General features: G+C 71.2%; 15 protein-coding genes, 1 pseudogene and 1 riboswitch. Of the genes and pseudogenes, 4 read left to right on the forward strand and 12 right to left on the reverse strand.

Features of this window, described 5'->3' with window-relative positions:
• Positions 1 to 139 precede the first annotated feature (139 nt).
• A riboswitch (cobalamin riboswitch) is annotated at positions 140 to 333 on the forward strand.
• A 67-nt stretch (positions 334 to 400) separates the two neighbouring features.
• Positions 401 to 2,728, forward strand: coding sequence for a 5-methyltetrahydropteroyltriglutamate--homocysteine S-methyltransferase (metE, locus tag AC3AGO_RS07770; RefSeq protein WP_487819393.1), 2,328 nt, complete (start codon positions 401 to 403; stop codon positions 2,726 to 2,728).
• Between the two features lie 182 nt (positions 2,729 to 2,910).
• Here the strand turns inward: metE and AC3AGO_RS07775 are convergent.
• Both AC3AGO_RS07775 and AC3AGO_RS07780 read right to left on the reverse strand, forming a co-directional pair.
• Positions 2,911 to 4,737 (reverse strand): annotated as a pseudogene (locus tag AC3AGO_RS07775) (ABC transporter permease/substrate binding protein); the annotation flags it as partial.
• Positions 4,730 to 5,854: a quaternary amine ABC transporter ATP-binding protein gene (locus AC3AGO_RS07780; protein ID WP_487819394.1), complete on the reverse strand. Its 1,125-nt coding sequence runs from the start codon at positions 5,852 to 5,854 to the stop codon at positions 4,730 to 4,732. The gene AC3AGO_RS07780 and the pseudogene AC3AGO_RS07775, both read right to left, overlap by 8 nt.
• Positions 5,855 to 6,161: 307 nt before the next feature.
• Here AC3AGO_RS07780 and AC3AGO_RS07785 point away from each other — a divergent pair, with 307 nt between their 5' ends.
• Together AC3AGO_RS07785 and AC3AGO_RS07790 are read left to right on the forward strand one after the other, a co-directional pair.
• On the forward strand, positions 6,162 to 7,067 hold the full coding sequence (locus AC3AGO_RS07785; protein WP_487824568.1) for a 5'-3' exonuclease: 906 nt from the start codon (positions 6,162 to 6,164) through the stop codon (positions 7,065 to 7,067).
• A gap of 73 nt (positions 7,068 to 7,140) precedes the next feature.
• Positions 7,141 to 8,001, forward strand: a complete 861-nt coding sequence (locus AC3AGO_RS07790; protein ID WP_487819395.1) for a siderophore-interacting protein — start codon at positions 7,141 to 7,143, stop codon at positions 7,999 to 8,001.
• 228 nt (positions 8,002 to 8,229) lie between these two features.
• Here the strand turns inward: AC3AGO_RS07790 and AC3AGO_RS07795 are convergent, their stop codons facing one another.
• Together AC3AGO_RS07795 and AC3AGO_RS07800 are read right to left on the reverse strand one after the other, a co-directional pair.
• Complete coding sequence (locus AC3AGO_RS07795) at positions 8,230 to 9,456, reverse strand: phosphatidylinositol-specific phospholipase C1-like protein (protein WP_487819396.1); 1,227 nt, start codon at positions 9,454 to 9,456, stop codon at positions 8,230 to 8,232.
• Positions 9,457 to 9,603: 147 nt separating this feature from the next.
• Complete coding sequence (locus tag AC3AGO_RS07800; RefSeq protein WP_487819397.1) at positions 9,604 to 10,254, reverse strand: TetR/AcrR family transcriptional regulator; 651 nt, start codon at positions 10,252 to 10,254, stop codon at positions 9,604 to 9,606.
• A 305-nt stretch (positions 10,255 to 10,559) separates the two neighbouring features.
• On the opposite strand from AC3AGO_RS07800, the gene AC3AGO_RS07805 reads away from it, so the two are divergent.
• Complete coding sequence (locus AC3AGO_RS07805) at positions 10,560 to 12,623, forward strand: phosphocholine-specific phospholipase C (RefSeq protein WP_487819398.1); 2,064 nt, start codon at positions 10,560 to 10,562, stop codon at positions 12,621 to 12,623.
• 77 nt (positions 12,624 to 12,700) lie between these two features.
• Here the strand turns inward: AC3AGO_RS07805 and AC3AGO_RS07810 are convergent, their stop codons facing one another.
• From AC3AGO_RS07810 to AC3AGO_RS07845, 8 genes are all read right to left on the reverse strand, one after another.
• Positions 12,701 to 15,505: a DEAD/DEAH box helicase gene (locus tag AC3AGO_RS07810; protein WP_487819399.1), complete on the reverse strand. Its 2,805-nt coding sequence runs from the start codon at positions 15,503 to 15,505 to the stop codon at positions 12,701 to 12,703.
• A gap of 92 nt (positions 15,506 to 15,597) precedes the next feature.
• The gene (gene tatC, locus AC3AGO_RS07815) at positions 15,598 to 16,602 is read right to left on the reverse strand and encodes a twin-arginine translocase subunit TatC (RefSeq protein ID WP_487819400.1); all 1,005 of its coding nucleotides are present in this window, start codon (positions 16,600 to 16,602) and stop codon (positions 15,598 to 15,600) included.
• 86 nt (positions 16,603 to 16,688) lie between these two features.
• Positions 16,689 to 16,985 carry a Sec-independent protein translocase subunit TatA gene (gene tatA, locus AC3AGO_RS07820; RefSeq protein ID WP_487819401.1) on the reverse strand — a complete coding sequence of 99 codons (297 nt, stop codon included), beginning with the start codon at positions 16,983 to 16,985 and terminating at the stop codon, positions 16,689 to 16,691.
• Positions 16,986 to 17,223: 238 nt separating this feature from the next.
• On the reverse strand, positions 17,224 to 17,439 hold the full coding sequence (locus AC3AGO_RS07825) for a hypothetical protein (RefSeq protein WP_487819402.1): 216 nt from the start codon (positions 17,437 to 17,439) through the stop codon (positions 17,224 to 17,226).
• Positions 17,440 to 17,518: 79 nt separating this feature from the next.
• Entirely contained in the window at positions 17,519 to 18,484 is a 966-nt protein-coding gene (locus AC3AGO_RS07830; RefSeq protein ID WP_487819403.1) for a helix-turn-helix transcriptional regulator, read from the reverse strand.
• Between the two features lie 17 nt (positions 18,485 to 18,501).
• Positions 18,502 to 19,497 carry a helix-turn-helix transcriptional regulator gene (locus AC3AGO_RS07835; protein WP_487819404.1) on the reverse strand — a complete coding sequence of 332 codons (996 nt, stop codon included), beginning with the start codon at positions 19,495 to 19,497 and terminating at the stop codon, positions 18,502 to 18,504.
• A gap of 150 nt (positions 19,498 to 19,647) precedes the next feature.
• A complete protein-coding gene (locus AC3AGO_RS07840; RefSeq protein ID WP_487819405.1) occupies positions 19,648 to 20,025 on the reverse strand; it encodes an FKBP-type peptidyl-prolyl cis-trans isomerase in 378 nt (125 codons plus the stop codon).
• 76 nt (positions 20,026 to 20,101) lie between these two features.
• Positions 20,102 to 21,100, reverse strand: a complete 999-nt coding sequence (locus AC3AGO_RS07845) for an FKBP-type peptidyl-prolyl cis-trans isomerase (protein WP_487819406.1) — start codon at positions 21,098 to 21,100, stop codon at positions 20,102 to 20,104.
• Positions 21,101 to 21,215 lie beyond the last annotated feature (115 nt).

Consider the following 21,215-nt stretch of genomic DNA (forward strand, 5'->3'; position numbering starts at 1 on the left):
CCGCGGCGGAAAAGGAGAGCGGGACCCGGCTCCCGTGCGAGGCGCGTGCCGCGCGCCTTCCGCGGCGGGAAGGAGAAGGTCATGGCGTGGGTGGTGTTGCGGTGCGGGCCCCGTCAGGGGCTAGGGTGGCGGGCGTAGCTGGTTCGGCCCGTCTGCCAGGCGGGAGCGACGCAAGAGGGAATCCGGTGCGAAACCGGAACTGCCCCGCAGCGGTGAGTGGGAACGACCGCCGTCATCACGCACTGGGTGTGCGCAACACCCGGGAAGCGACGGCCAGTAGGAGTCCCGGCGACAAGTCGCCGACGACGCGCCCGCGAGTCCGAATACCTGCCACTGCCCGCACGCCCCGCACCACCGCGGCCGTGTGGTTCATCGACGAGGACTCGCGAAGGAGAGTTCCGTGACCGACGTACATACGTCACACGTATCGCGCGTGCACGCCACCTCGCACGGATATCCGCGGCAGGGCCCGGACCGCGAGTTGAAGAAGGCCATCGAGGGCTACTGGGCGGGCCGCGTATCAGAGCCCCAACTGCTGGAGACCGCCGCGACGCTGCGCGCCGACGCGCGCCGCGAGCAGGCGGAGGCGGGCATCGAGGAGATCCCCACCGGGCACTTCTCGTTCTACGACCACGTGCTCGACACCGCCTGGATGGCCGGCGCGGTCCCCGCCCGGCACCGCAGGGCCGCCGAGTCCGGCACGCTGGGCGAACTGGACACGTACTTCGCCATGGCCCGCGGCACCGCCGACGCGGAGCCGCTGGAGATGACGAAGTGGTTCGACACCAACTACCACTATCTGGTGCCGGAGTTGAGCGCGGACAGCACGTTCTCGCCGGACTCCCGCAAGCAGACGGCCGAGTTCACCGAGGCCCGGCGCGAGGGCCGGCGGGCCCGGCCCGTACTCGTCGGACCCGTCACGTTCCTGCTGCTCTCGAAGCCCGCCCCCGGCACCGACCCGCACTTCGATCCGCTCGCGCTGCTGGACCGGCTGCTGCCGGTGTACGCGTCCGTACTGGCGGATCTGCGCGCCGCGGGCGCCGACTGGGTGCAGCTGGACGAGCCGGCGCTGGTGCAGGACCAGCCGGAGTCCGTACTGAGCGCCACGGCCCGCGCCTACCGTGAGCTGTGCGCCTCGGCCGACCGGCCGAAACTGCTGGTCGCCTCGTACTTCGACCGGCTCGGCCCGGCCCTCCCCGTGCTCGCCGGCTCCCCCGTCGAGGGCCTGGCGCTGGACTTCACGGGCCCGGCCGCGGCCAACCTGGAGGCGCTGGCCTCGGCCGGCGGGCTGCCGGGGCGGCGCCTGGTCGCCGGTGTGGTCGACGGGCGCAACGTGTGGGCGTCCGATCTGGAGCAGCTGACCGGCAGGCTGGCCACGCTGCTCGGTCTGGCCGGGCAGCTGGACGTCGCGCCGTCCTGCTCGCTGCTGCACGTGCCGCTCGATGTGACGCTGGAGCGGGACCTGGACCCTCAGGTGGCGCGCTGGCTGGCGTTCGCCCGCCAGAAGACGGACGAAGTGGCCGTACTGGCACGGGCGTTGACCGAGGGAAGGGACGCGGTGGGCGCTCAGCTCACGGCCCGCCGTGTGGCGCTGGCCTCGCGCGCCGGCTCGTCTCTCGTACGGGACGACGCCGTCCGCGCGCGCAGCGCCGCCGTGACCGAGGAGGACGCCCGCCGCGCGCAGGCGTACCCGGAGCGCGCGTCCGCGCAGCGCGCCCGGCTCGGGCTGCCACCGCTGCCGACCACCAGCATCGGCTCGTTCCCGCAGACCGGGGAGCTCCGCACAGCGCGCGCCGGACTGCGCAGGGGCGAGCTGAGCGAGGAGCAGTACCGCGAGCGGATCGCGGAGGAGATCCGCGAGACCGTCGCCTTCCAGGAGAAGGCCGGACTCGACGTCCTGGTGCACGGCGAGCCCGAACGCAACGACATGGTGCAGTACTTCGCCGAGCAGATGTCGGGCTTTCTGGCCACGCAGCACGGCTGGGTGCAGTCGTACGGCACGCGGTACGTGCGCCCGCCGATCCTCGCGGGTGACGTGTCGCGGCCGGGACCGATGACGCTGGAGTGGACGCGGTACGCGCAGTCGCTGACGGACAGGCCCGTGAAGGGCATGCTGACGGGGCCGGTGACGATGCTGTCCTGGTCGTTCGTACGGGACGACCAGCCGCTCGCGGAGACGGCCCGGCAGGTGGCGCTGGCACTCCGCGACGAGGTCGACGACCTTGAGGCCGCGGGCACTTCGGTGATCCAGGTCGACGAGCCGGCGCTGCGGGAGCTGCTGCCGCTGCGGGCCGACGCGCGGCCGGCGTATCTGGACTGGGCGACCGAGGCGTTCCGGCTGGCGACCGGCGGGGTGCGCGCGGACACGCAGATCCACACGCACATGTGCTACGCGGAGTTCGGCGAAATCCTCGCGGGCATCGAGGCGTTGGACGCGGACGTCATCAGCCTGGAGGCGGCACGCTCGCACATGGGCATCGCCGACGAGCTGGCGAAGGCCCGCTATCCGCGCGAGGCGGGCCCCGGTGTGTACGACATCCACTCGCCGCGGGTGCCCGACGCCCGCGAGATGGCTGGGCTGCTGCGGCGCGCGCTCCGTGCGGTGCCGCCGGAGCGGCTCTGGGTGAACCCGGACTGTGGTTTGAAGACCCGCTCGCCGGAGCAGGTCGAACAGGCACTGTCCCACATGACGGAGGCGGCCCGGGAGGTCCGGGCCGGCCTCGACTGACGCAACGCCCACGCGCACGGACTCTCCCGGGCGATGCGAACGCCCCTTGGTGCGGGCGGCAGTTGGAGCCCGCGCCAAGGGGCGCCCCGGGTGCGCGACGCACCCGGCGAACATCGCGGAGGTCAGGCCGTCGGTACGGCCTCCCGGCCGGCGACCGCGGCCGGTGCGGTGTGCCGCCCGTCCTCGTCACGCGCGGGGACGCTGATCTTCCCCGCGGCCTTGTCGCCGCCCTTCTTCTTCCCGGTCGGCGCCATCTTGTCGACCATGCCGGGGTTCTTCTTGAGCCAGGCGCGGACGCCTTCCTGCTCGTGCCCCTTGCCGGCCTTCTGGATGGCGTTCTCCAGGCTGGTGAGCTGCTTCTCGCCCATGTGGAAGTTCTTCATCCACCCGGCGACCTGCGGCTGTTCCTCGGCGAAGCCCTTCCGGGCCAGCATGTGGATGCCGTCGCCGCTGCCGAAGGCGCCCTTGGGGTCCTTCAGCTTGGTCAGGTCGAACTTGTCGTACGCCCAGTGCGGGGACCACAGGGTGACCGCGACCGGCTCCTTCTTCCGGTAGGCGCGGTTGAGTTCGGCCAGCATGGACGAGGAAGTGCTGGTGACGAGCTTGTACTTGCCGGACAGGCCGTACTGCTTCGCCACCTCGTCCTGGTAGATCTTCGTTTCGCCGGCGCCGGGCTCGATGCCGACGACGCGGTTCTTGAAGGTGCCGGCCCGGGACTTCAGGTCCTCCAGCGACTTGACGCCCTTCACGTACTTCGGGACGGCGATCTCCAGCGAGGTCTTGTCGTACCAGGCGCCGAGGTCGTCCAGGTCCTTCTTGTACTTCTTCCAGTACTGCTCGTGCGTCACCGGCAGCCAGGAGTTGGTCTGCACGTCGATGTCGCCGCGGGCCTGGCCCGCGTAGAGCGCGCCCGCCTCGTACGACTGCGCCTCGGGCTTGTAGCCGCGCTGTTCGAGGACTTCCTTCCACAGATACGTGGAGGCGGTGCCCTCGTCCCAGTTGACGTACCCCAGGTTGATCTTGTCGCCGCCGGTGCCGCCGCCCTGGGTCATCGGCGGGATCCAGGCGAAGCCGCCGAGCACGACCACGCCGACAGCGGCCAGCGAGGTGACCGGCTTCCAGTGCAGGAAGCGGGTGCCCGCACCGGCCATGGCGCGTTCCTTCGCCATCGCGCGGCGGCCGAGAGCGGAGACCCGCTGGTTCAGCGCGGAGATCATCCGGTCCAGGTACATGGCGATGATGACGACGGCGATGCCGCCCTCGAAGCCCAGCGGAAGGTCGTTGGAGCTGATCGAGTCGTAGATGGAGGAGCCGAGACCGCCACCGCCGACCATGCCCGCGATGACGACCATCGAAAGCGCCAGCATGATGGTCTGGTTGACGCCCGCCATGATGGTGGGCAGGGCCAGCGGCAGCTGCACGCCGAAGAGGGTGCGGCGCGGCGGGGTGCCGAACGCCTCGGCCGCCTCGACCAGTTCCTTGTCGACCTGCCGGATGCCCAGCTCGGTCATGCGGACGGCCGGGGGCATCGAGAAGATGACGGTGGCGACCATGCCGGGCACCTGGCCGACGCCGAAGAAGAAGATGCCGGGCACGAGGTAGACCATCGCGGGCATCGTCTGCATGAAGTCGAGCACGGGGCGCAGCAGTGCGCTGACGGCCCGGTTGCGGGTGGCCCAGATGCCGACCGGAATGGCCACGACGAGGCTGGCCGCGGCCGACAGGATGACCAGCGAGAGGGACTCCATCGCCGGCTGCCACTGCTCGATCGAGATGATCAGGGCGAAGCCCGCGAAGGAGAGGACCGCGGGCAGCAGCCCGCGCAGCCACCAGGCGATGAGTGCGAACACACCGGCCAGCAGCAGGGGTTCGGGCGCGCCGAGGAAGCCCTCCAGGCCGTCGTACATGCCCTGTACGACCTTCTTGACGAAGTCGAAGAGCCACTCGAAGTGGTTGAGTAGCCAGTTGACGCCGTCGTTGATCCAGGAGCCGATTTCGAGTCTAGGCACGGGTGTTCACCTCTTCACCCGATGTCTCGGGCTGGGACTTCTGTGCGGGCACGCCGGTGATGCCGTTCTGCGGCGCCGGGTCCTCGGAGGGGTCGCCGAGGACGGACAGCAGCCGTTCGGCGGTGACCACTCCGGCCAGATGGCCGGCGGTGTCAAGCACGGCGACCGGTACGGAACTGGCGGCGCACGGCGTGAACAGCTCGTACAGCGGCGTGTCCGCGGCGACCCGCGCGGGGGCCGTGGTGAGCAGCTCGGCGGCGTCCTGCGCCGGGCCGGGCTTCTCCATGACGGCGCCGGCGGTCAGCACGCGGGAGCGGTCGACGTCCTGGATGAAGGAGGCGACGTAGTCGTTGGCGGGCCGGACGAGGATGTCCTCGGCGGTGCCGTTCTGCACGATGCGGCCGTCGCGCATGACGGCGATGCGGTCGCCGAGGCGCATGGCCTCGTTCAGGTCGTGGGTGATGAAGACGATGGTCTTCTTCAGCTTCGACTGGAGTTCGAGCAGCTGGTCCTGCATGTCGCGGCGGATCAGCGGGTCGAGGGCGCTGAACGACTCGTCCATCAGCAGCAGTTCGGCGTCGGTGGCGAGTGCGCGGGCGAGGCCGACGCGCTGCTGCATACCGCCGGACAGCTGGTCGGGGTAGGAGGTCTCCCAGCCCTTGAGGCCGGCGAGTTCGAGGGCCTCGGTGGCGCGCTTCTCGCGCTCGGCGCGCGGGACGCCCTGGACTTCGAGGCCGTACGCGGCGTTGTGCAGCACGCTGCGGTGGGGGAAGAGCGCGAAGTGCTGGAAGACCATGCTGATCTTCTGCGAGCGGACCGCCCGGAGCTCTCGGGGGCTCAACGAGGTGAGGTCCTGCCCGTCGACGGTGACGGTGCCCGACGTGGGGTCGAGCAGGCCGTTCAGCATCCGCAGCAGCGTGGACTTGCCGGACCCGGACAGGCCCATGACCACGAATATCTGGCCTTCCTCGACGTCGAACGAGGCGTCGGCCACGGCAGCTGTCGTGCCTTCCGCGCGCAGTTCCTCGCGGTCGGTTCCGGCCTTCAGCCGGGACACCGCCTCGTCCGGTCGTTTTCCGAAGACCTTGTACAGGTTCTCGGCTCTGAGCCTGGGCACATACACCTCTCGGGTCGAACGACGGAACGGCCGCACCCCTCCCCGACGAGCCCGCTCCCGGCAGGAAACGCACCGGGAGAGCACTCGTGCCGCGAAACCGTTGCACCCGGCATGCGAACCCGGCGCCGGGCACGCCCCTGCCCCGGACGGACCGTTACAAACAAGCCAGTGTTCCGTGTCACAGTTCCGCGGTGTTTGCCCGGTGCCCGCACAGTGCAGACTCCGGGGCCGTTCCGACGGGCTCCACGGCGGTGTCCGCCCCGTACGGCATCATCGGGGCGTGACCTCTACGACTCCGCAGCGCCTGATGCTCCTCGACACCGCGTCCCTCTACTTCCGCGCGTACTTCGGCGTGCCCGAATCGATGAAGGCCCCCGACGGGACCCCGGTCAACGCCGTGCGCGGGCTGCTGGACTTCATCGCCCGGCTGGTCCGCGACCACCAGCCGGACCACCTCGTCGCCTGCATGGACTTCGACTGGCGCCCGCAGTGGCGGGTCGACCTGATCCCGTCGTACAAGGCACACCGGGTTGCGGAGGAGGTGCCGGACGGCGCGGACGCCGAGGAGGTCCCGGACACCCTCGCGCCGCAGGTGCCGGTGATCGAGGAGGTGCTGGACGCCGTCGGCATCGCACGCGTCGGCGCGGCCGGGTACGAGGCGGACGACATCATCGGCACGCTCACGGCGCGCGCCACGGGCCCGGTCGACATCGTCACCGGCGACCGCGACCTGTTCCAGCTGATCGACGACTCGCGGGGCGTCCGCGTGCTGTATCCGGTGAAGGGCGTCGGCAATCTCGACGTGTTCGACGGCGCGGCGCTGCACGCCAAGTACGGGGTGGACGGCGACGGTTACGCGGATCTGGCGCTGCTGCGCGGCGACCCCAGCGACGGGCTGCCGGGCGTTCCCGGCGTGGGCGAGAAGACCGCGGCGAAGCTGCTCGACACGTACGGCGACCTCGCGGGGATCATGGCCGCGGTGTCCGACCCCGCCTCGAAGCTGACGCCCGCGCAGCGCAGGAAGCTGGACGAGGCCCGCCCGTACGTGGAGGTCGCGCCGACGGTGGTGCGGGTCGCCGGCGATGTGGCGCTGCCGTCGTTCGACGCGGCGCTCCCTCGCGAACCGCGGGACCCGAAGGCGCTCGACGACCTCGCCGGGCGCTGGGGACTCGGCGGGTCGCTGGAGCGCCTGCTGTCCGCACTGGCCCGGTAAGTGCTAGGTTAGGCAAACCTAACCAGCCGTCGTGGGCAGCGGCGGCACACACAGCATTCCAGGGAGGCCCCTCGTGGCAGACCGCCGTCAGGCCCGCAGCAAGCCCCAGGCCCACCGCGCGCAGGTGGTGCGCACCGAGCGGCTCACGCCGCACATGGTGCGGGTCGTCCTCGGCGGCGAGGGCCTCGCGGACTTCCCGGCGGGCGAATACACCGACCACTACGTCAAGCTGCTCTTCCCGCTGCCCGGCGTCACCTACCCGGAGCCGTTCGACATCGCGCAGGTACGGGCCGACCTCCCGCGCGACCAGTGGCCGGCGCAGCGCACGTACACCGTGCGGCACTGGGACGCCGAACAGCGCGAGCTGTCCCTGGACTTCGTGGTGCACGGCGACGAGGGCATCGCGGGCCCGTGGGCGCGGTCCGTCGAGCCGGGCACGGAGGTGCTCTTCCTCGGCCCCGGCGGCGCGTACGCCCCGGACCCGGAGGCCGGCTGGCACCTGCTCGCCGGTGACGAGAGCGCGCTGCCCGCGATCGCCGCGGCCCTGGAGGCGATGCCCGAGGGCGGCGCCCCGGTGCACGCCTTCATCGAGGTGGCCGGGCCCGAGGAGGAGCAGAAGCTGAGCGTGCCGGCGAGCGCCGAGGTGCGCTGGCTGCACCGCGGTACGAAGCCGGTGGGGCGCCCTCTGGTGGACGCCGTACGGGAGTTGGAGTTCCCGGAGGGCACCGTGCAGGCGTTCGTGCACGGCGAGGCCGGCTTCGTGAAGGAGCTCCGCCGCCACCTGCGCCTGGAGCGCGGTCTCTCCCGCGAGCAGCTGTCCATCTCCGGCTACTGGCGCCTGGGCCACAACGAGGACGGCTGGCAGGCGTCGAAGAAGGAGTGGAACGAACAGGTGGAGGCGGAGCAGGAAGCTCCGGCGGCAGCCGACCGGTAAGCCCCGCCCTCACTTTCCCGCCGCGGTGGCGGCTCACCCGCCGGCAGCAAGACCCCCGCGCCGGCAGCAGGGCTCCCTCCTCCGGAGGGCCCCGCCCTCACCCGCCGCGGCGGCGGGTGACCACGGCGGCACCGGTCGGCGGTGTGAGCGCGCCCGGACCACCGAACGCGCAGCCACCGCCGGCCAGTTACGCACGGAGCGCGTCTCCGCGGCGGAGAAGCGCGGGGTTCAGCGTTCCAGCGGGCCCACGGGGCAGCGCCCCGGCCGCACCGTGACCGGGTTGCACCGCACCGGGCCACTCCCGGGCGGGAGTTCGGCGACGTAATCGGAGCCGTAGCGGGCCGCCATCCCGGGCGACGGGAAGTCCGTGCTGACCATCTGCGCGCCGGACGCGAGCGCGTCGCGCAGCATCGTCGTGTCGCCGGACGTCGCCTCCCGCAGCGGTTCGTCGGCGCGCGTACGGACGAAGTAGCCGCGCCGCACCAGGTCCTGGATGGTCGCTCTGTTCGGCCCGCGCGGGTCGTTGACCTTCATGAACGCCGCGTCGGGGCGGCCCGGTTCGGAGTCGGTGAACAGCACTCTGCCCTGGAGGCTCTCCCGGCCGCCCGCACGGTAGGCGTCCTGGAGCCCCTGGTCGTCGTTGTCCATCAGGAACATCGTCTTGCCGCGCGCGGCGGACACCCGCGGCCAGCCGTGCCTCAGCACGGACTGCTCCAGCGTCTTCCCCGGCCGCCGGATGTCGTCCGGCGTCACGGTCTGCTCGTCGGGGAACACCGAGCGGATCTCCGCGTCGAGCGCGTCGAGCATCTTCGTGTCCCACGGCGGGGACTTGGCGCCGCCGGCCTGTTCCAGCCGCGGGTCGGTCCGCTTCAGCTCCAGCAGTACGGGAACGGGGGCGTGCCCGGGGCGGCTCGCGGACCACTGCTTCACCTGCGTCAGACAGCTCCGCAGGCTCGTGCAGGTGCTGTGGTAGTCGAAGTCGGCCCAGTGCAGCACCTTGAAGCCGGGCTTCTTCAACTCCGGGTCCGTGAGCGGCGGCAGCCCGGCCTTCTTGCGGATCAGCGGATCGGCGTACAGGCCGCCCTGCGGGTCGGGGAAGACGTCGAGTTCGATGCCGCGGACCTGCTGCCGCGCGAACTGGTGCGGCAGCGAGGAGTGGCTGTAGAGCAGGTTCCCGAAGCCCGGGTCGTACTCCCCCATCAGCTTCTGCTCCGCGAACGGCGCCTCGCGGTGGTAGCTGTTGTGGGTGGCCATCGCCTGGATCTGATCGAGCCGCAGCGTACGGGCCGGGTCGGCGGCGCGGCGCAGATGGTCCGGATGCGGCCGGCCCACGGCGGCCTGCGCCGGGGGGAGTGCGGCGACCGCGACGAGAGCGGTGACCGCCGCGGCCCAGCGGCGCAGGCGCGGTCTGTTACGGACGGGACCCTGGGGACGGGTGGGGGGATGAAGACGCACGTGTGCCTCCCAGTCGGGGATACGTACGGGGCACAACCTGTCGATACCCCGGGGCAAAGGTCAACAGTGCGCGAAATACCGGAAGTTGAACATTCCGTTCCGGCGTGACCCGGTGCGTCCCCTACGGGCGCGGGACGGCGGCCCGGCTCACTGCCGGGGTACGGATGATCCGTCGACGCCCGCGACCCGCAGCGCCGCGTCGGCCGCCGACGTGGCGAACTCGGCGGCGGGGCGCCCCGGATCGGAGCGCTGCGTCAGCGTGACGCCCTCGATCAGCCCGCGGACGAGGTCCGTACGTGCCGCACGCTCGGCCGCGTCCAGCCCGCGCCCCACGGCGGTGGCCGACAGCAACTCCCCGTAGGCGTCCCTCAGTCGGGCCCGCATTCGGCGGAAGCCCGCGAACCGCTCGGTGCGGACCTCGGGCAGCAGGAAGAGCCCGCCGAGATGGTGCGGGCCCCGGCACGCGAGCTCCACCTCGGAACGGCAGAGGATCCACAGCCGCAGCTCCGCCGGCATGCCGAACTCGTCGGCCAGCATGGCCCGCGCCACCTTCAGCGACGGCCGGACCGCGGACTCCAGCAGATCGGCGAGGAGTTCCTCCTTGCCGTCGGCGCACTGGTACACCGCTGCCTGCCGCAGACCGGCCCGTTCGGCGACGGCGCGCACCGTGGTGGCCGCGTAGCCGCGCGTGGTGAACAACTCCGCGGCGGCGGCCAGCAGTTGCTCATGAGCCGACAGCCCGGACTCCGTCCGCTGCTCGCCGCGCGGGCGCCCGACCCGCCATCCCGTGGTGCTCATGCCTGCCGTCCCGTGGTGCTCATCGAGGGCGATCCTCGCACAGCCCCGCACCCTCCCCGGCGCGCGAAAACCCCGCTGTGCGCCCCCTTTGCACGGTCACGCCGCCCGATCCGCGTACCGCCTCGATCCGGTGCGCACCCTGGCGCCGCGCGGTGTCCAAGGGGCGGGATTCACCATCCGTGCCGCGGAACGTCACAGTGCCGACACGATGTCTTCCGCAGGCATCACCGTCCTTGGAACACTCTTGCGACGCCCCACTCGCTCGTGTCCCGTTGTGCTCGTCACCCTCGGAGGTCACCTCTCCCATGGCAGAACTCAACCGCCGGCGGTTCATGCAACTCGCCGGTGGCACCGCCGCGTTCACCCTGCTGTCGGACAGCATCGCGCGCGCCGCCGCCATCCCGGCACGCCGCGCCACCGGCAGCCTGAAGGACGTCGAGCACATCGTCGTCCTGATGCAGGAGAACCGTTCGTTCGACCACTACTTCGGCTCGCTGAAGGGTGTCCGCGGCTTCGGCGACCCGCGGCCCGTGACGCTGCCGGACGGCAAACCGGTCTGGCACCAGCGGGACGGCGCGAAGGAGGTGCTGCCGTTCCGCCCCGAAGTGGACGACCTGGGGCTGCAGTTCCTCCAGGACCTCAACCACGACTGGGCGGGCGGGCACCGGGCGTTCAACCAGGGCAGGTACGACCAGTGGGTGCCCGCCAAGACGCCGACGACGATGGCGTACCTCACCCGCGAGGACATCCCGTTCCACTACGCGCTCGCCGACGCGTTCACCGTCTGCGACGCGTACCACTGCTCGTTCATCGGCTCCACCGACCCGAACCGCTACTACATGTGGTCCGGTTACACCGGGAACGACGGCACCGGCGGCGGCCCCGTCCTCGGCAACGAGGAGAAGGGGTACGGCTGGACGACGTACCCGGAGCGGCTGGAGCGGGCCGGGGTCTCCTGGAAGATCTACCAGGACACCGGCGACGGTCTGGACGCCGCCGGCAAGTGGGGCTGGATCGACGACGCCTACCGCGGCAACTACGGCGACAACTCGCTGCTGTACTTCAACAGTTACCGTGGCGCGCAGCCCGGCAACCCGCTGTACGACAAGGCGCGCACAGGGACCAGTGTGAAGAAGGGCGACGGCCTGTTCGACGTCCTCAAGGCCGATGTGCAGGGCGGCAGGCTTCCCTCGGTCTCCTGGATCGCCTCCCCCGAGGCGTACACGGAGCACCCCAACTGGCCCGCGAACTACGGCGCCTGGTACATCGCGCAGGTGCTGGACGCGCTGACGTCCGACCCCGAGGTGTGGAGCCGGACGGCGCTGTTCGTCACGTACGACGAGAACGACGGCTTCTTCGACCACATCGTGCCGCCGTACCCGCCGTCGTCCGCCGCGCAGGGCAAGTCCACGGTGGACGTCTCCGCCGACCTCTTCGCCGGGAACGCGGCGTACGGGCCCGGCCCGTACGGGCTCGGCCAGCGCGTGCCCATGCTGGTCCTCTCCCCCTGGAGCACCGGCGGCCACGTGTGCTCCGAGACCTTCGACCACACCTCCGTCATCCGGTTCATGGAGAGCCGCTTCGGAGTGCGCGAACCGCACATCTCCCCCTGGCGGCGGGCCATTTGCGGCGACCTCACCTCCGCCTTCGACTTCGGCCGTACGGAGGGCGCCCCCACGGAACTGCCGCCCACCGACGGGTACGCGCCGCCGGACCGCGAACGGCACCCCGACTACGTGCCGAAGCCGCCCGCCAAGGGCACACTCCCCCGCCAGGAGCCCGGCTCCCGCCCCACCCGCCCGCTGCCGTACGCGCCCTTCACGGACGGCGCGGGCGACGCCGCGACGGGCAAGTTCACCCTCACCCTCAGCGCGGGACCGTCCGCCGGCGCGCAGTTCCGCGTGTCGTCGGGCAACCGCACCGACGGTCCGTGGACGTACACCGCCGCCTCGGGCGACAAGGTCTCCGATACCTGGAACACGGCGTACTCCAAGGGGAGTTACGACCTCACCGTCCACGGCCCGAACGGCTTCCTGCGCGCCTTCAAGGGGCCGGGCAGCACGGCGGGCCCCGAGGTGACGGCCCGCCACAACGCGTCCACCGGCAGCCTCGACCTGACCCTCACCAACCGCGGCGCTGTGGACTGCCGTCTCACCCTCACCCGCGCCAAGGCGTACGGCGGCGGCTCCGAGACGCTCACCGTACGGCGGGGCGCCACCGTGCGGCACACGCTGGATCTGCGCGGCAGCAAGCGCTGGTACGACGTGTCGGTGGTCTCCGACCGCGACGAGAGCTTCCTCCGCCGCTTCGCAGGCCACGTCGAGACCGGAGCGCCGGGAGTCAGCGACCCGGCACTCGCCACCGGCTGAGCACACGGCGAAGTGCCCCGGCCCGTACGCCGTACGGGCCGGGGCACACAAGCCGGGTCACTTCGCCGGACGGGCCGTCAGCCCACGCTGGAGTAGGCCACCACGCCGCGCCGCATGGCGTCCGTCGCACGGCGGGCGTTCTTCGCGACCGTGCCGTCCGGCGGGGCCGCGGCCGCGAGCTGCCCGAGCACGTCGACGCACTGCTTGCACCAGCGCACGAAGTCACCGGCCGGCATGTCCGCGTCCCGCAGCACCTCGTCGAGGCCGTGGCCCTCCGCCCAGCGGTAGGCGGCCCAGGCGAAGCCGAGGTCGGGCTCGCGCTGGCCGACGCCCTCGCTCTGGTGGATGCGGTGCTGCTCCTCCAGCTCGTCGAGCCGGCCCCAGATGCGCACCATCTCGTCCAGCGCGGTCGTCGCCCTGCCGCCCGGCAGCTTCGGCGGCAGCGCGTCGTCGTCCCGCCGCGACTCGTACACCAACGCGGAGGCGCAGGCGGCCAGTTCGGACGGGGGCAGGCCCTCCCACACACCGTCGCGCAGGCACTCCGACGCCAGCAGGTCCAGCTCGCCGTAGAGCCGGGCGAGGCGCCTGCCGTCCTCGGTGACCTGGTCGCCCTGGAGATATTCGAGGTCGGTGAGGACACCGCAGACCCGGTCGAAGGTGCGCGCGATGGTGTTCGTCCGCCCCTCGATCTTGCGCTCCAGCTGCCGGGTGTCCCGCTTCAGCCGCATATAGCGCTCGGCCCACCGGGCGTGGTCCTCGCGCTCGTCGCAGCCGTGGCACGGGTGCGCCCGCAGCGCGGTGCGCAGCCGCGCGATCTCGGAGTCGTCGGCCGCGTCAGCGCGCTGCTTCCGGTGCCGCGGCGGGGCGTGGTGCCCGGCCTTGGACCGCAGCGCGGACGCCAGGTCGCGGCGCGACTGCGGGCTGCGCGCGTTGAACGACTTGGGGATCTTCATCTTCTCCAGCGGCTCGACCGGCACCGGGAAGTCCGCCGAGTTCAGCCGCTTCACCTGCCGCTGCGCGGTGAGCACCAGCGGCCGCGGCCCCTCGTGATGGTCCCAGCCGCGCCGGCTGCCGGGGCTGCGCCCGGGCGCGGTGCCCGGGTCGATGACGAGTGCGAGCCCGGCGAACTTGCCCGTCGGCACATGGATCACATCGCCCGGCTTCAGCTTCTCCAGCGACGCCTCGGCCTGCGCCCTGCGCTGCACGGCGCCCTGCTTGGCGAGCTCGTTCTCCCGGTCCTTGAGCTCGCGGCGCATGCGCGCGTACTCCTCGAAGTCGCCCAAGTGGCAGGTCATGGAGGCGCGGTAGCCCTCCAGGCCCTCCTCGTTCTTCTGCACCTGGCGGGAGATGCCGACCACCGAACGGTCCGCCTGGAACTGCGCGAAGGACGTCTCCAGCAGCTCCCGCGAGCGGTGCCGGCCGAACTGGCCGACGAGGTTGACCGCCATGTTGTACGACGGCTTGAAGGAGGAACGCAGCGGATACGTACGGGTGCCGGCCAGGCCCGCGAGCGCGCCCGGGTCCATGCCGCGCTGCCACAGCACGACGGCGTGTCCCTCGATGTCGATGCCGCGCCGCCCGGCGCGCCCCGTCAGCTGGGTGAACTCGCCCGGGGTGATGTCGGCGTGCTGCTCGCCGTTCCACTTGACGAGCTTCTCCAACACCACCGAGCGGGCGGGCATGTTGATGCCGAGAGCCAGGGTTTCCGTGGCGAACACGGCCTTCACCAGGCCGCGGACGAACAGCTCCTCGACGACCTCCTTGAAGGTCGGCAGCATCCCCGCGTGGTGCGCGGCGATGCCCCGCTCCAGGCCCTCCAGCCACTCGAAGTACCCGAGCACGTGCAGGTCCTCGTCGGGGATGTCCTTGGTGCGCTCCTCGACGATCTCCCGCACCCGGAGCCGGCCCGCCTGGTCGTTCAGCCGCAGTCCCGAGGCCATGCACTGCTGCACGGCGGCCGCGCAGCCTGCCCGGCTGAAGATGAACGTGATCGCGGGGAGCAGGCCCTCGGAGTCCAGCCGGTCGATGACCTCGGCCCGGCCCGGGGTCCAGATACGGGAACGCTGTCTGCGCTCCCGCTCCCGGTCGGCCTCCCGCTTGGGGCGGCGGCGGTCGCGCGGATTCCCGCCGACCCGGCTGTTCTCCATCCGGGCCATGCGCACCAGGTCCGGATTGACCTCGCGCTTGTTGCCCTTCTCCTCGAACAGGTCGTACATCCGCCGGCCGGCCAGCACGTGCTGCCACAGCGGCACGGGCCGGTGCTCGGAGACGATCACCTCGGTGTCGCCGCGCACGGTGTCCAGCCAGTCGCCGAACTCCTCGGCGTTGGAGACCGTCGCGGACAGCGAGACCAGGGTCACCGACTCGGGGAGGTGGATGATGACCTCCTCCCACACGGCGCCGCGGAACCGGTCGGAGAGGTAGTGCACCTCGTCCATGACCACGTGGCCGAGGCCGAGGAGGGTCTGCGAGCCCGCGTAGAGCATGTTCCGCAGGACCTCGGTCGTCATCACGACGATCGGGGCCTCGCCGTTGACGGTGTTGTCACCGGTGAGGAGGCCCACCTTGTCGGCGCCGTGCCGCTTCACCAGGTCGTTGAACTTCTGGTTGGACAGCGCCTTGATGGGCGTGGTGTAGAAGCATTTGCGGCCCTGGGTGAGGGCCAGGTGGACGGCGAACTCGCCCACGATCGTCTTCCCGGAACCGGTCGGCGCGGCAACCAGCACGCCCTTCCCGGATTCGAGGGCTTGGCACGCCTCGACCTGGAACTCGTCCAGCTCGAAGTCGTACAGGTCACGGAAGGGCGCGAGAGCGGTGGCCTGGTCGGCCGCGCGGAGGCGGGCCGCGGCGTACCGCTCAGCTGGGGACAGGTCCTCGGTCATCGTGTCTCCGAGCCTACCGGCCGCCCCTGACACACCTCACGATCTTATGCAGGGACCTTCCGTTCACCGGGCCGGCCCGGACCGGTCCCCGGTCAGGTCGCGTCGTCGAAGCCGCTCTGTCCGCCGGACCTGCCGTGCCCGCCCGGGCCGTCGCCGTTGGAGGAGTTGCCCGGTCCCGGCTCCGGCAGCGCCCGCTGCGCGGGGACCGTGTCGGCCTGCTCGGGATCGTTCAGCGGCTCGGGCGTGTAGTCGAGGTCGGAGGCCTCGTCGTCGTCCAGGCCCGCGTACGGGTTCGTACGTGCCCGCCGCTTGTCGTTGAACAGGCAGACGCCGACGGCGCCGAAGTAGAGCGCCACGATCGGGACGGCCAGCGCGAGCATGGTCAGCGGGTCGCCGGTGGGCGTGGCGATGGCGGAGAAGATGGTGATGCACAGCACCATCGCCCGCCACCAGCCGAGCAGTTGGCGCCCGGAGAGGATGCCGCCCAGGTTCAGCAGGACCAGCAGCAGCGGCAGTTCGAAGGCGAGCCCGAAGACGATGACGAGCCGGGTGACGATGTCCAGGAAGTCGTCGAGCGGGATGAGGTTGCCCGTACCGCCGGGGCTGAAGTCCAGCAGCGTCTTGGCGGCGTTCGGCAGGATCAGGTACGAGAGGTAGGCGCCGCCGAGGAACAGCGGCACGCCCGCGCCGACGAAGCTGCGCGCGTACTTCTTCTCCTGCTTGTGCAGGCCGGGCGCGAGGAAGCCCCACAGCTGGTAGAGCCAGACCGGCGAGGCGACGACCACACCGGCGGTCAGCGACACCTTCAGCATGATGGTGAAGGGGGCGACCAGGCCGTTGATGGTGATCTCGGCGCAGGTCTCGCCGTCCTGGCTCGCCTGGCCGAATCCCTTGGTGCAGCCGACGGAGTCGCGCACCGGCCCCATCAGGAACTCGGCGATCTGCTTGTAGTACACCATCGCGACGATGGTGACGACGAGGATCACCAGGACCGACTTCATCAACCGGTTGCGCAGCTCCCGCAGATGCTCCGCGAGCGGCATCCGCCCCTCGGGGTCCTTCTGCTGCTTACCCTGCGTACGGGCGGACTTGAGCAACCCACGTCCTCGATGTCAGAAGTGTCGGAAGTGTGAAAAAGAGGGAGTCCGCCCGGTATGCGGTTTTGCTGGGCGGGTCCGGTCGGTCAGTTCTGCTTCGGCTCGCTCGTCTCGTTCACGGGACGGGACGAGGCGACGTCGCCGGGAGAGGCCTGGATGGTCCGCGGCGCCGACTGCTGCGCGTCGCTGCCGGAGGCGTTGGACGCGCTGCCGGACTCGCTCTCGTCGCCGCCGTCCTTCTTCATCTGCTTGGCCTCGCTCTTGAGGATGCGGGCCGACTTGCCCAGCGAACGGGCCATGTCCGGCAGCTTCTTGGCGCCGAACAGCAGAAGGATCACCACGACGATCAGTACGATCTCCATGGGCTTCAGACCTGCGATCATGTGCCACTACCTTCTCGCCGGGGCGGCGTGTCTCTGTGCCGGCCGTGTGGTTGCGGACGGTCCGGTGAAGCTTTTGTGCTGACAGCGATCGTAACCCTGTGGAGTGAACGTGGAGCAATCCCCGTGCATACTCGCGGTTGCCTCCCGCCACCCCGCCGGGACCCGGCCGGCGCCGCACACCACAGCAGCGTACCGCCGACGCCCGCGCGGCAGGAGAGCGCCACCGGACCGGTTCCCGCTAGCCGCGGTCGTCCGGGCCGTGCGAGCGCCCCGCGCGCCCCGCGAGCGGCATCGCAGCGCGTTCGAGATTCTCCGCGGCCGTCGTGATCCGCTCCGAACTGTCCCCGACGGCACGGGAGAAGCGGCGCACCTCGATGCCGACGCGGACGGCGAGCACACCGAGCACGGCGACTCCGCAGAAGGCGAGCGTGAGAGAGACCATGGGCCAGAGCATGGGAAGAGCCTAGTCCCTGCCCCTGTGTGACCCGGAACTCACCGGCCCGGCACGCGAGGTCCCGGCACTCCCGTACGGCTCAGCTCTCTCCGTAGAGGGCGAGCGCCTTGCGTGCCGCTTCCCGTGCGCTGTCGGCGAGTTCACGCGGCGCGGTGATCCGCCCGTCGTGCCCCAGCCGCAGCGCCAGCCGCCGCAGCGACGCCGGGTCCGGCGTCCGCAGCGTGATCCGCAGCCCCCCGTCGGGCAGTTCCTCCGCGCTGTCGTGCGGGTAGTACTCGGCGACCCAGCGCCCACCGGGCCCCACCTCGACGACCACTTCGGGATCGGTCTCCGCCGGCTGTACGAGCCCCGCGCTCAGATCGCGCTGCTCCATGGGCGGCGGGTCGGCGGGCTCGTCCAGCAGCCGGATCTCCGCGACCCGGTCCAGCCGGAAGGTGCGGCGCGCCTCGGACAGCCGGCACCAGGCCTCCACGTACGTGTGCCCGACGGCGAACAGCCGGATCGGGTCCACCTCGCGCTCGGTCAACTCGTCGCGCGCCGGGGAGTAGTAGCGGATCCACAGCCGGCGCCGCTCCGCGATCGCCCGGTCCACGTCGGCGAACACGCCGCCCTCGGACTCGAAGGTGACCGACAGCCGCGAGCTGGCGCCCGCGTTCTCCCCCGCGGCCTCCTCCAGCTTCGCGGTGGCCCGCCGCAGCGCGTCCCTGTCGCTCTCGCGCAGCCCCGGCAGCGTCGCCACGGCGCGCGCGGCGACCAGCAGCGCCGTCGCCTCGTCCGCGGCGATCCTGAGCGGCTGCGCGGTGTCGCTGCCGAGCGTGTCGGCGTTCCGCCACCAGATCCGCTCGCCGTCCGTGTCGATCTCCAGCAGATCGCCGCCGCGGAAGCTGGTGCCGCACATCGGCAGCACGTTCAGATCCGAGATCAGCTCGTCGGAGGTGATCCCGAAGGCCCGGGCGACCTCGTCGATCCGGGCGCCGGGCCGGTCCCGCAGATACGTCACCAGGGACAGCATCCTGCGGGTCTGGTCGATGGCGTTCGCTGCCATACGCGTACGTCTCCCCCTCAGCCCTTGGCCACGGCGCGCAGCCGGTCCACCACGTCGGCCCGCAGCTCGGCGGGCTCCAGTACGACCACGTCGGGCCCGAACTCCACGAGCCAGGCGTCCAGTCCGTGCCCGTACGGGATCTCCAGCTCCTGCCAGCCGGCCCACTCCTCCCGCAGCTCCCGCACCTCGGTCGCGCGGGCGCGCAGCGGGTAGCCGGAGCCGGCGCGCAGCCGGATCCGGGCGCTGCTCGAGGCGGCGCCCTCCCCCGCCCAGCGTTCGACCGTCTCGCGGACGGTGACCACGTCGGGCACGGGCGCGGTGAAGGCGCCCGCGCGGGAGCGCACCGCGCCGGTGATGCGGGACAGCCGGAAGACCCGCTCGTCCTGCCGCTCGCGGTCGTACCCGGCCAGATACCAGTGGCCGCGCCAGCACTCCAGCGCCCACGGCTCGACCTGACGGCGTTCGGCGCGCGCCGCGTTGGACTTGCGGTAGTCGAACTGCACCGGGCGGCGGTCCCGGCAGGCGAGCATCAGCGGCTCGAACGCGGCTTCCCTGGCCGGGATATGGGGCTCCAGGGTGCTGTGCGGATACGCGCCCGGCGCGTCCTCCGCGGCGCCGGCGCCGCCGTCCTGCTGCGGCATGCCGCCGGCCGCGCGCAGCTTCTGCAGCGCCCCGCTGGCGGCGCCCGCCAGCCGCGCCTGCTGCCACACGCGCGCCGCGAGGTTCAGTGCGGTGGCCTCCTCCGCGTCCAGCGCGATCGGCGGCAGCCGGTTGCTGTCGCGGCGGGCGAGATAGCCGGTCTCCCCGTCGAGGTTCTCCACCGTGTCGATGACGAGGCCGAGTTCGCGCAGATCGTCCTTGTCGCGCTCGAACATCCGGCTGTACGACTCCTCGCTGCCGGCCTCCATATAGGCCTCGATCGAGTCGTGCAGTTCACGCTTGGTCAGCGGGCGCCGGGCTCCCAGCAGGCACAGCGCCAGATTCATCAGCCGCTCGGCCTTGGCAATCGCCATGGGACCCCTCTTGCCCTCTGTTGTCCTGTACGGAGGGTTGACCGTACCGCTCGGCGGAGCTCCGGCAAAAGCCGAGGGCCCCGCCTCACGGCGGGGCCCTCGGAGGGTGAGCGGATGCTCGTCCGGTCGCGGACGAGGCTCAGTGGAGCCTCAGACGGAGACCAGGTCGCAAACGAAGATCAGCGTCTCGTTCGGCTTGATCCGGCCACCGCCCGCGCCGCGCTCGCCGTAGGCGAGGTGCGGCGGGATGGTCAGCCGGCGGCGGCCGCCGACCTTCATGCCCTGCACGCCCTTGTCCCAGCCGGGGATGACCTGGCCGGACCCGAGCTCGAACTGCAGCGGACGACCGCGGTTCCAGCTGGCGTCGAACTCCTCACCGGAGGAGAAGGAGACGCCCACATAGTGCACGGAGACGTTGTCCCCGGGCTTGGCCTCCTCGCCGTCGCCCTCCCACAGGTCGACAACCTCCAGGTCGGCCGGCGGCTCGTCCCCGGGGAAGTCGATCTCGGGCTTGTCGATGCCTCTCACGTGCAGCTCCTACGAAATAATCTTGTTCGGCAACCGCGTCAGTCTCCCAGACGGCGGCCGGTGGCAGCGGACGGGCTCAGACCTTGCCGACGATGTCGACCACGAACACCAGGGTGTTCTTCGCCAGCGGGTTCTTCTGCGCACCGGGCTGTGCCTGCTGCGCGCCGTACGCCTCCTTCGGCGGGGCGACGAGCAGCACCCGGTCGCCGACCTTCTTGCCGGTCAGCGCCTTGTCCCAGCCGGGGATCACGGACTTGGTGCCGATCTGGAAGCCGGTCGCGCCGCCGTGGTCCCAGGAGGAGTCGAACTTCTTGCCGTCCTCCCACTTCACACCGGTGTACTGGGCGACCAGACCGTCACCGGTCTTCACCTCGGGGCCCTTGCCGTTGATCAGCGTCTGCTGCTCCAGGGACTTGGGCGGCTTCTGGCCCTTGGGCACCGTGATGTCGGCGGCCTTCTTGTCCTCGGCCTTCGCCTGCGGCAGACCACTCTTGATCTCCGCCTGCTCACCCTTGGCCTGAGCCTTCGCGTCCACCTTGGAGGAGGAGGCGAGGTCCAGCACCCAGATCATGCCGGAGTTCGGCTTCATGCCGGTCTGGGCCGCCTGCTGGGCGCCGAGCAGCGACTTGGCGGTGCCCTCGATCTGCACCCGGCTGCCCGGCTTCTTGCCGACCAGCGCGTTGGTCACCGGGGCCGGCAGCATCTGCTGCTGGGCACCGAGCTTGGTCACCATCTGGGTGTGGGCACCGTTCTTGGCGGCGCCGGTCTGCGAGTTCCAGGTGCTGATCAGGTCCTGGCCCTTGCCCTGCTTGTCCCCGGTCATCTTGCCGAGCACATCGAAGCGGACGAAGTCGCCCTTGGCCGCGGGCTTGCCCTTGCCCTCGTCGAGGGTCTTCACGGAGACCTTCTTCGGCGGCTTGGCGCTCTTCGCCAGGGAGACCTTCGGCTTGTCGCCGGGCTTGCCGGACACCTCGTTCTGTGCGGAGTCGTCGGACCCGCCGCATGCGGCAGTCATCAGCAGGGCGGGGACGACCAGCGCCGCAGCAGTGCGGCGGGCGTACTTCTTCGCAATCATCAGTCCAACTCGGGATCGGGGGTCCGGGCGGTCGCGCCAACCCTACGACTACGCCCGGCCCCCGACGCCACTCCCGACACGCTGACTTCTCCGGCTGTCTTGACACGGACGCTGC

Source organism: Streptomyces sp. BL1 (genome assembly GCF_057628045.1).

Excerpts from the sequence above, each read along its gene's own strand:
- AC3AGO_RS07785 (WP_487824568.1), top strand. The coding sequence starts at position 6,162 with ATGCTCCTCGACACCGCGTCCCTCTACTTCCGCGCGTACTTCGGCGTG.
- AC3AGO_RS07800 (WP_487819397.1), bottom strand. The coding sequence starts at position 10,254 with ATGAGCACCACGGGATGGCGGGTCGGGCGCCCGCGCGGCGAGCAGCGG.
- AC3AGO_RS07805 (WP_487819398.1), top strand. The coding sequence starts at position 10,560 with ATGGCAGAACTCAACCGCCGGCGGTTCATGCAACTCGCCGGTGGCACC.
- AC3AGO_RS07810 (WP_487819399.1), bottom strand. The coding sequence starts at position 15,505 with ATGACCGAGGACCTGTCCCCAGCTGAGCGGTACGCCGCGGCCCGCCTC.
- tatA (WP_487819401.1), bottom strand. The coding sequence starts at position 16,985 with ATGATCGCAGGTCTGAAGCCCATGGAGATCGTACTGATCGTCGTGGTG.
- AC3AGO_RS07825 (WP_487819402.1), bottom strand. The coding sequence starts at position 17,439 with ATGCTCTGGCCCATGGTCTCTCTCACGCTCGCCTTCTGCGGAGTCGCC.
- AC3AGO_RS07830 (WP_487819403.1), bottom strand. The coding sequence starts at position 18,484 with ATGGCAGCGAACGCCATCGACCAGACCCGCAGGATGCTGTCCCTGGTG.
- AC3AGO_RS07835 (WP_487819404.1), bottom strand. The coding sequence starts at position 19,497 with ATGGCGATTGCCAAGGCCGAGCGGCTGATGAATCTGGCGCTGTGCCTG.
- AC3AGO_RS07845 (WP_487819406.1), bottom strand. The coding sequence starts at position 21,100 with ATGATTGCGAAGAAGTACGCCCGCCGCACTGCTGCGGCGCTGGTCGTC.